The following is a 9884-nucleotide window of genomic DNA, read 5'->3' on the forward strand; positions in this document are numbered from 1 at the left end:
TGCCCAAAAATAGCTCAAAACCTCTGCCTAGCATTTATGAGTATTTGTACTCATCGCAAAAGTGACACGCTCCCAAAAAACCTGGAAGCAGGAACGCTCCACAATATTGGGGTTGTTTACCTCGCACAAGGAAAGTATGAATTAGCCTTGAAGTTCTTGCAGGAAGCTTTAACCATTCTCAAACCACTTGGCTACAAGGAGTCGGAAGGGGTAATACTCAGTAATATTGGCCAAGTATACTTTAAGCAAGGAAAGTATGAATTAGCCTGGGATTTTTATCAGCAAGCCTTGGTAATTGTCCAGGAATTTGGCGACAAGGCGGATGAAGGAAAGGCTCTCAAAAACATCGGTTACCTGCTAGAGAAACAAAACCAACCAGAATTAGCGATTGTATTCTTCAAGCAATCAGTCAACGCCAGAGAAGTGATTCGCAAGAATATCAAGGGACTTCCTCAAGAATTCCAGCAATCCTACACAGACACCATTGCTAAAGATTATCGCCACTTAGCTGACCTCCTCCTGAAACAAGACCGAGTTCTCGAAGCCCAACAAGTGATAGATTTACTCAAAATTCAAGAACTTGAAGATTATCTCAGCAATGTGCGCGGCAACGAACAAACTGCTCAAGGAATTCCCAATACTCCCTCAGAACAGCAAATTCAAAAAGGCTACGAAGCCCTTTTAAATAAAGCAATTCAACTCGGTAAAGAACTCGTCAACATCGAAAAGATTCCACCTGCTAACAGAACCCCCGCCCAGCAACAGCGTATTCTAGAGTTGAGAAAAAATCAGCAAGAAATTTCTCAACAGTTTCAAGAATTCCTCAAAAGTCCAACCGTAACTGCACTGGTGACGCAACTGAGGCAAGTCACGGGTGGAGAAACTCTCAATCTTGCCAATTTCAATAGTTTACGAGACAACCTCCAAAAGCTGCAACAAAACGCTGTCATTCTCTATCCCTTGGTTCTTGATGAGCGATTGGAACTGATTTTAGTTACTCCTTATTCTCCTCCGATTCGCCGCACAGTGGCTGTGAAACGGGAAGAACTTAATGGTGCTATTGCTGATTTCCGTCGTAATATAACAAATCGGAATGGCAATATTGCCGATGCTGAAGTTGCGGGTCAAAAGCTTTACCAATTGTTGATTAAACCGATTGAAAAAGACTTAGCACAAGCCGATGCTAAAACTATTATATATGCGCCTGATGGACAGTTGCGCTATATTCCGCTTGCTGCCTTACATGATGGCAAACAATGGTTAGTGGAGCGCTTCCGCATTAACAATATTACTGCTGCCAGTCTGACTGATTTTAATACAAAACCTCAAACTAATTTGCAAGTTATAGCGGCTGCTTTTACCCAAGGCAGTTATAAGTTCAAAGTTGGTACGAGAGATTTCACAATGTCGGGACTGCCGTTTGCGGGTCGAGAAGTGGAAAATTTAGCGACGACAATTCCGGGTACAACGAAACTATTGGACAATCAATTTAACCGCGATACTGTGTTGTTGATGAATGATTATTCAATTGTTCATCTTGCGACTCACGCGACTTTTTTGGTTGGTGAACCGGAAGATTCTTTTATTATGTTCGGGAATGGCGATCGCGCGACGCTACGAGAGATCAAAACCTGGTCGTTACCGAAAGTGGATTTAATCGTCCTGAGTGCCTGCCAAACGGCTGTAGGCGGCAGATTAGGTAACGGTGAGGAGATTTTGGGGTTTGGCTATCAGGTGCAGCGTACAGGCGCTAGGGCCGCGATCTCCACGTTGTGGTACGTAGACGATGGTGGCACGCAAGTCTTGATGGATGCCTTCTATGCCGCCTTGAAGCAAGAGAATATGACCAAAGCCGAAGCCTTACGCCAAGCGCAAATTGCCCTGATTACAGGCAACTCTGTAGCATCAGGACAACAACCCATTAGCAGCAGCGCGCCGTCTGAACAGAGTAACAGCCTGAGCCACCCCTTCTACTGGGCACCTTTTATTCTGATTGGCAATGGTTTGTGAATCGATCGGGCCAAAAGGTAAAGTTTTACGATCGAGATGAAATTTGGCCTCTCCCGGCAAACCTGTTTCCGGCTCGGACTGCTTGCTGTAGCTCAGCCCTACCCGCATAGTAGCTTGGGCGGATGTTGAGATTCCGAAAAAAGCCTTTTAAGTGTCCAAAAAGCGATCGCGTGGGTGAAAATTGCACGGCAATTATGTTACATTTTTTATCACAGTCTGGAATTCGATCGGGCAACGCCAGCGAGTAGGGACAAGCCACCGCTTAGTTTCCCAGGGCTTGCAGGCGATCGCACAAGAGAGTTCCTTTCGTCAGCTCCAAATTTAAAAAATAGCCTCAGGCATTTGCTAGTAAAAGCAAGCTGCTCGGCGCGGGGCGACAAAAAACCTTGTGGCTGCTGCCCTGAACCTCAACCACAGCAATATTCTTTTAGGAATTCTGGCTCCATGTTTTCTAAACAAATCACCGACTCAAAAACCTACCAGTGGTTTGAGGAACGCCTGGAAATTCAGGCGCTCGCCGATGACATCACTACAAAGTATGTACCCCCGCACGTCAATATTTTCTACTGCTTGGGCGGAATTACTTTAGTTTGCTTTCTGATCCAGTTTGCCACCGGCTTCGCCATGACTTTCTATTACCGTCCCACGGTAGCAGAAGCTTTTTCTTCAGTGCAATACCTGATGACTGAAGTCAACTTCGGCTGGCTGATCCGCTCCATCCACCGCTGGTCTGCAAGCATGATGGTGCTGATGATGATTTTGCACATCTTCCGGGTTTATCTGACAGGCGGCTTCAAAAAGCCCCGCGAATTAACCTGGGTGACAGGAGTAATCTTGGCAGTCATCACTGTTTCTTTCGGCGTGACGGGCTATTCTCTGCCTTGGGATCAAATCGGTTACTGGGCAGTTAAAATCGTTTCCGGCGTCCCCGAAGCTATCCCGTTTGTCGGTTCTTTGATGGTTGAACTGCTGCGCGGCGGTGTCAGCGTTGGTCAAGGCACTTTGACTCGCTACTACAGCTTGCACACTTTTGTGTTGCCTTGGCTGATTGTAGTCTTCATGCTGGCTCACTTCTTGATGATTCGCAAGCAAGGTATCTCTGGCCCGTTGTAAATTTTGAGTTGTGGGGGCGGTATTTTTTTGCCCCCCCGCCCAATTGTGAGTTGAAAATTCAGAATTCATCACTCATGATATTTATTTACGGCTAATACTTCCTGCGATCGCGCCGCTGATTCAGACTAACGAAGACAGCGGAATGGCAGGCCCGGGTAAAACTAAAAGGAGAACACTCTCACTATGTCTATTATCAAAAAACCAGATTTGAGCGATCCCGCGCTCCGCGCTAAGCTCGCTAAGGGCATGGGTCACAACTATTACGGCGAACCAGCTTGGCCTAATGACTTGCTCTACGTTTTCCCTATAGTCATCATGGGAACGATTTCTCTGTGCGTAGGTTTGGCCGTACTAGACCCGGCTTTGGTTGGGGAACCTGCTAATCCTTTTGCTACTCCGCTGGAAATTCTGCCGGAATGGTATTTGTGGCCCGTGTTCCAACTCCTGCGCGTTTTGCCTAACAAATTGTTGGGTATTGCTTGCATGGCTGGCGTTCCCGTTGGCTTGATTTTGATTCCGTTCATCGAGAATGTTAACAAGTTTCAAAATCCGTTCCGCCGCCCTGTTGCTACTACTGTTTTCCTGTTGGGAACTGCTGTAACTCTGTGGTTGGGTATTGGTGCTATTTTCCCGATCGACAAATCTTTCACACTGGGTCTTTTCTAAGATTTAAGTTTGCTTGATTTTGACGCCTGCGGGTTTCCTGTAAAGTGCTTGTGTACTGGTGGGAAACTTTAGCGGGCGTCATTCGATTTTAGATTTTAGATTTTAGATTTTAGATTTGGAATTTTAGATTAAAGAATTGAAGAATAGGGGATTGGGGATTTCATTTTATTTTAGATTAAAGATTAAAGAATTGAAGAATTGTGGATTGGGAATTTCAATTGATTGAAGAATTGAACCATTTAAGAATTGAAGGATTGGGGCTTGGGAATTTGGGGTTTTTAGCTCTATTATTTAATAATACTCAGTAATTAATTATCTGATTTTCCTCAATTAAATTCAGAAGCCTAAAATATTATATCTAAATATATAAGCACAAACAAAACCCTAATATTTTGTAGGGGCGAGTTCCTGTAAATATCTACGGTTAGGTGCGGCTCTCAGAGATTGGGGCTAATACTTTAGATGCAGAAAGTAGATATACTTACCAGCAATCGTTAAAAATTCCACTCAATCTCCGGGACAAGGCTAGACTTGGGCGCAGACATATTCAGTAAAACTATATCTATATTGCCACTGCGTTTACAAATAAAGATGGCTATAGTTATACTTACTGATTTTGGCATTTAAGTGGGATTCAATACCCGCTCAATACCCGCTCAATACCCTCTTGCTGCTAAATGCGAAGCGCGTTATGGCGAGGGATTCTCGGAGGAATTATGATGAACCTAAATTTAGATACTATTTTCTCATCGCTGATGAACCCGGCACTGAATGAGTTTCAGGCTTGGGCTTTGCAAAACCCGGAAGAAAGTCTCAGCAAAACGATGTTACCGCCGATCGCCCTGATTGAGGGTTTGATTGCCAACGAACCCACCTATTTGCCGATAAAACGGCTGGCTTTCGGAGCCAACTTTTGCTGCGCGGGGCAAGTCGTGATGGGAGAGTTTGACACGCTGGAAAAAGCACTCACATCGCCCCAGGCGCGCGGATGGCGGCTTGGTACTTCTGTACTCGATCCCGATCAGGCGCCCAACCAAGATGTCGGCGGCAGAAACCTTTTTCTACTGTCTTTGTCCGATCGCGCCACTGATGCTAGCAGCAACCACGCAGCATTCCGAAGCTGTATGCAGAAATATCTGTTCAACAGTGCCACAACGGATCGCCAGGGAGACGAAATCAGCAGACGGTTGCTGCTGAGGCTAGCCGCAGATTATGCCGAGATGTCGCACGGTGCGGGGGGAGGGTTTTTTACCGATGTCAAGCGCGGTTGGATGGGATTTTTAGTCCGATATCTGCACTACGTCATCTTTGGGATTAATCCAGACGATTCAGAGTCGATCGAACTTCTCACCGAATTGCATTACACCCGCCAAAGCCCGCTGCACTACTTCGCCGTCATCGGCAACCTGCTGCAAAGCCTGAACCTGTTTGGACACGGGGATTTGTCCACTCTAATCGAGCGTGCAGCGACTATCTATGAAAATTCCCCAGCCTTAGCAGACTTCGAGGAGAGCTCGGAAAACAATGGCATGACTAAGCGGGAATTGGCAAAGCTGATGACATCAATTATGGGCATAGCGGGACTGCAAGGCCCCCTGCACCTAGGCTACACGGCAATGGGATACCGCCCTCTCCCCGCCTATAAAGGACAGCAGACGGCCGAAATTAACCCGACTGATTTTTGGGATCAGCTCGATTTGGATGATCGCCAGTCGATCGAGCTCTTCCTCCTGGAATGCGCCCGCCTCTGGGCCCCCGTCAGCGCCACCCACCGAGTCGCGACAGAGCCTTTCACCGCAACGGTAGCGGGCAAAGAGCGCACCTTCCCTGCCGGAACCAAGGTACTGATACCGCTCAGCCTGGGGCTGCTAGACGGGAGTTTCTGGGGCTCTACGGTATACGAATTCAACCCTAAGCGCGAGAATCTGTGCCCTTTTCATATGGGTTTTCATTCCGTGGGCGATCGGAGTGCGGGACGGATTTGCCCCGGTAAAGACATTGCACTCAAGATGCTGGTGGATGTCGTGAGTACGGTAGGCAAAGTGCGACGAGCCTCTGAGCCGAATTTGCAGGGGTAATTAATCCAAAAGCTTGATCGGACAGCGGTTGAAACTGAGATATTGCACCATTCTCGCTTAACAGGCTTTTCGGCCCACCCCACAAGACATCAAGTTTATTGTGGGGTGTCCCGCCCTTGAAAAACTTATTGGCAATGATGCAAGATGTGAGTTGAAACCGCACGCCACATAAACTATTGAGCGATCGACTCAGACATCAAGGGGGTATCTAATAGGAAACCAAAACACAACAATTTTGAGGATAAATAATACCATGTTAATCGAACAGAAGCAACTAAAAGACATCGCGAATTGGATGAAAGTAGAACATCCAGCAGAGTTACCTGAAGTTCTGCAAGGTATCTTTTTTATGGACGGGAATGTTTTACCAGACGATTGTCTGACGATGTACAGTTCAGACTGGAATGCTGATGAACGGACGTTATTGCTGCGCGTTTTTGACCCTGTTATCTGGACATTTCATTCATCAATGGCGGGACGGATGTTAATTTATTTAGTCAAATTTTCTCGCTTCAGCTACTTGTTCCGATTCTCGGATGCAACTTTGCAGCACGGACACATTACGCCGATAGTGTTTGGATGGTCTGTACCGCAGTGGCTGGTAGATTTTTTGATTGATCGAGATCCGAGCACTCCGAATGGAGATATCTGGTATCGCAGAAACTCATTTTTCGGCAGGCCTCCTGACAGCGGATATATACTCCGCAGGATTGTAGACAAAGATGGCAACTACACCTCAGCTTTTCCAGATATGCTGTCTAAAGTTGACAGTGATTGTTTAATAATTGCCAAAGAGTGAAAATATTTACAAACAAAAACGACAAAACCCGCTTCGTTAGGCGGGTTTTGTCGATCAAAGTGGCGGGGTTTGAACCGACGACCTATACGATGCCAAGTTTGATCTGATATCGTTTCCGGTTGCATCGGAATCATAAAATCGAGTCAACAATTAACACTCAACCATTCAGTTTTTCGACCCCGAGTCATATCAACTGCGGTAGCATCAGAATTAATATTACCCACAGGTAGGACACGGCGCTGTGTAACCGAAAACGATATTACTTCGGGCTCATCAGAGTTTTTTTGCCATGATTATACAGCCTATTCTAGGTTCATAAAGTAGTAGGGAAAAGGCAATGCCTTTTCCCTACGGGGATTCATTGATCAGGGGTGTACTTCACAAACAACGTGGAATCTCCAGTAAGATGTTTGGTTTCACCCTTTTTTGATTCGCCAACCGTCTCTTAATCCATCGTCCCTACAATATTCTCACCTAATTAATTAGCTCGATCGCACTACAGGAAAGCAAAAAAATCTGTGGCAGTAATCACGCTTGCAGGCACATTGTTGAGAGTTGCCAAAAGTTGCCCGGAACCAGTAACTCGGATGAGAGTTGAACTATTCTCGGCAACAATGCTCAGTTGGGAGAAATCCAGACCACCCATTAAGCCGATCGAATCGAGGCCGTATTGAAAGTCTAAAATAGTCTCGCTGCCGAGGTCAATACCCAACATAAATCGATCGTTCCCAGTGCCTCCAATCAGAGTATCATTCCCTTGATCTCCAAACAAGAAATCGTCCCCAGCACTGCCAAGCAAACTATCCTCATCCTTACCGCCGTAAAGAGTATCGTTCCCAGTATCCCCGTTAACGGTATCCTGACCTTCATTGCCAAACAACAAATCGTTGCCCAAACCACCGCATATTTGGTCTTTTCCGCCAGTTGAACCAATGGGGAGGGGGCTACCAATATCCCCGTACACTGTATCTTCCCCCTCGCCGCCACAGATAGTATCACTGCCTTCATCGCCAAACAGCAGGTTGCTGCCCAATTCGCCGACAACTAAGTCATCGCCCTTGCCAGCACGCACTGTATCATTACCATCACCACCTGCGATCGTATCTTGATTTTTCTCCCCGCTGAGGAAGTCATCGCCCGCCAAACCGAACACCAAATCATTGCCAGTCAAATCCGGGTCGAAGGGGTTAATAGTTCCCCCGTAGATAGTATCGTTACCCTGGTCGCCAATTAAAGTATCGCTTTCTTGGTCGCCGAAAATAATGTCGTCATCTTTGCCGCCGTAAACCACATCTTCGTTTTTGCCCGCAAAGATTAAATCATCTCCAGCAACCCCATTGAGGTAATCATTACCCTCATTGCCAAACAGCAAGTCCCTGTCTATATCTGGGCCAACCGGGAAAGCACTGTTAAGTCCTCCGTAAATATTATCATTGCCCTGTAATCCTGCCAACAAATCATCGCCGTCAAAACCATTTATTTCGTCACCGTTATTAGTGCCGAAAATAGTGTCGTTACCGTTAGTACCGTTGCGGCTATTAGTGACAGAATTTGGAGCGCGAATACTGCTAAGGCTGGGTAAAACAATTTGCGAACAAATGCAGTCAACATCTTGTCCTTCTTGCGGTGGTGGTGTTGGTGTTGGTGTTGGTGTTGGTTGGACTTGGGCGAAGAAATTGCCAAAGTTAATATTGTCAACATTAGTGCCGCTGACAGCAATAATATCAGCAGGATTGGCAGTAGTTTGCATCCAACCAGGTTGATTTACTTCCCGAACTCGATAAGTTCCCGGCCCTAAATTGGCGAAACTGTAGCCGCCTAAACTATCAGTTGAAGTGTTAACTTCTCCAGCATCTAAAGAGTCATTGCTGTTAGCGTCAAGGAAGATTTGCCAGTTGGGTAATAGCGGTTCTTGATCATCCAAAAGCCCATTATTATTGAGGTCATTAAACTTGCTGCCGGAGATGCTAATATTTTGGAAATTGCCAAAATTAACGTTCGATTGACTTTCGCCACTACCCAGATTAACCGCCGCCGGATTAGCAGTAGTTTGCGTCCAGCCAGTCTGCTGGACTTCCCGCACATTGTAAGTGCCGGGATTGAGGTTGTTGAAGCTGTAATTACCAGAATTATCAGTGGTAACAGTAGTTTCGCCAGAATCTAAAGAGTTGTTCCCGTTCGCATCAAGGAAAATTTGCCATCCCGAAAGGCCAGTTTCCTCCGCATCCTGAGTACCGTTGCCGTTGCCGTCGTTGAATTTAAGACCGCTGATGCTGCCTTGCTGGACGGGAGTGGGAGGCAGAGGCGGAGGCGGAGTCGGTGTCGGTGTCGGAGTCGGTGTCGGAGTCGGCGGGACTGGTTGGTTGCCGAAATTGGCAGTGGAAATTTGACCTGGATCTAACGGAACGGTTTGGGGGTTAGGGGTGGTTGGTGTAAAACCTGTCGGCACCACTTCCCGGACGTTGTAAGTGCCTGTTTGCAGGTTGGGGAAGCTGTAGCTGCCATCGGTACCGGTAGTAACTTGGGTTTCTCCGGTGTCTGGAGTGCCGTTGTTGTTAGTGTCAAGGAAAATCGTGACGCCAGGGATGCCAATTTCTCCGGTATCTTGAGTGCCGTTACCGTTGGTGTCGTTGAATTTAGTGCCAGTTATGGTGCCCGTCTGGAGGCTATTGCCGAAATTAACTGTAGCAGGAGTAGTTTGACCTGCTGTCAGAGTCACTGAAACCGGATTGGGAGTAGTCGGTTCGCTGTTTGGCGGCACGACTTCCCGAACGTTGTAAGTACCTGCGGGCAAGTTGGGGAAAGTAAAGCCACCGTTAGCATCGGTAGTTGCCGAAGTTTCTGTGGCGCCGAGAATGCCGTCACCGTTTGTGTCGAGGAAAACTGTAACTCCGGGCAAACCAAGTTCTCCGGCTGCTTGAGTGCCGTTGCCGTCAATGTCGTTAAATTTTATACCAGTAATGCTGCCGAGTACAGCGGGTGTCGATCGATTGCCGAAATTCACCGTAGCAGGAGTAGTTTGGCCTGCTGCCAGCGTCACTGCAACCGGATTGGGAGTAGTTGGCTGGCTGAATGACGGTACAACTTCCCGAACGTTGTAAGTGCCTGCGGGCAAGTTGGGGAAATTGAAGCCGCCGTTACCATCGGTAGTTGCGGAAGTTTCGCCGGCATCGAGAATGCCGTCGTTGTTAGTGTCGAGGAAAACAGTGACTCCGGGC

Annotated in this window: 7 protein-coding genes; 5 read left to right on the forward strand and 2 right to left on the reverse strand. The window is 47.1% G+C overall.

Annotated features, from left to right (window positions below):
• On the forward strand, positions 1-2010 hold a 2010-nt coding region (locus tag QUB44_RS11090), incomplete at its 5' end, for a CHAT domain-containing protein (protein WP_333366684.1).
• A gap of 25 nt (positions 2011-2035) precedes the next feature.
• Here QUB44_RS11090 and QUB44_RS11095 read toward each other — a convergent pair.
• Positions 2036-2269 carry a hypothetical protein gene (locus QUB44_RS11095; RefSeq protein ID WP_333366686.1) on the reverse strand — a complete coding sequence of 78 codons (234 nt, stop codon included), beginning with the start codon at positions 2267-2269 and terminating at the stop codon, positions 2036-2038.
• A 185-nt stretch (positions 2270-2454) separates the two neighbouring features.
• On the opposite strand from QUB44_RS11095, the gene petB reads away from it, so the two are divergent.
• From petB to QUB44_RS11115, 4 genes are all read left to right on the forward strand, one after another.
• A complete protein-coding gene (gene petB / locus QUB44_RS11100; RefSeq protein ID WP_015174799.1) occupies positions 2455-3123 on the forward strand; it encodes a cytochrome b6 in 669 nt (222 codons plus the stop codon).
• 183 nt (positions 3124-3306) lie between these two features.
• Positions 3307-3789 (forward strand): cytochrome b6-f complex subunit IV, encoded by a 483-nt coding sequence (gene petD, locus QUB44_RS11105; protein WP_333082815.1) that lies wholly within the window; start codon positions 3307-3309, stop codon positions 3787-3789.
• A 716-nt stretch (positions 3790-4505) separates the two neighbouring features.
• Positions 4506-5867, forward strand: a complete 1362-nt coding sequence (locus QUB44_RS11110; protein WP_333366688.1) for a cytochrome 450 — start codon at positions 4506-4508, stop codon at positions 5865-5867.
• A 253-nt stretch (positions 5868-6120) separates the two neighbouring features.
• On the forward strand, positions 6121-6666 hold the full coding sequence (locus QUB44_RS11115) for a hypothetical protein (protein ID WP_333366690.1): 546 nt from the start codon (positions 6121-6123) through the stop codon (positions 6664-6666).
• A gap of 496 nt (positions 6667-7162) precedes the next feature.
• Here QUB44_RS11115 and QUB44_RS11120 read toward each other — a convergent pair.
• A partial coding sequence (locus QUB44_RS11120; protein ID WP_333366692.1) for an SdrD B-like domain-containing protein occupies positions 7163-9884 on the reverse strand: 2722 nt, incomplete at its 5' end.

Source organism: Microcoleus sp. AT3-D2, from assembly GCF_036705715.1.
Lineage (GTDB): Bacteria > Cyanobacteriota > Cyanobacteriia > Cyanobacteriales > Microcoleaceae > Microcoleus.

Excerpts from the sequence above, each read along its gene's own strand:
- petB (WP_015174799.1), top strand. The coding sequence starts at position 2,455 with ATGTTTTCTAAACAAATCACCGACTCAAAAACCTACCAGTGGTTTGAG.
- QUB44_RS11115 (WP_333366690.1), top strand. The coding sequence starts at position 6,121 with ATGTTAATCGAACAGAAGCAACTAAAAGACATCGCGAATTGGATGAAA.
- petD (WP_333082815.1), top strand. The coding sequence starts at position 3,307 with ATGTCTATTATCAAAAAACCAGATTTGAGCGATCCCGCGCTCCGCGCT.
- QUB44_RS11110 (WP_333366688.1), top strand. The coding sequence starts at position 4,506 with ATGATGAACCTAAATTTAGATACTATTTTCTCATCGCTGATGAACCCG.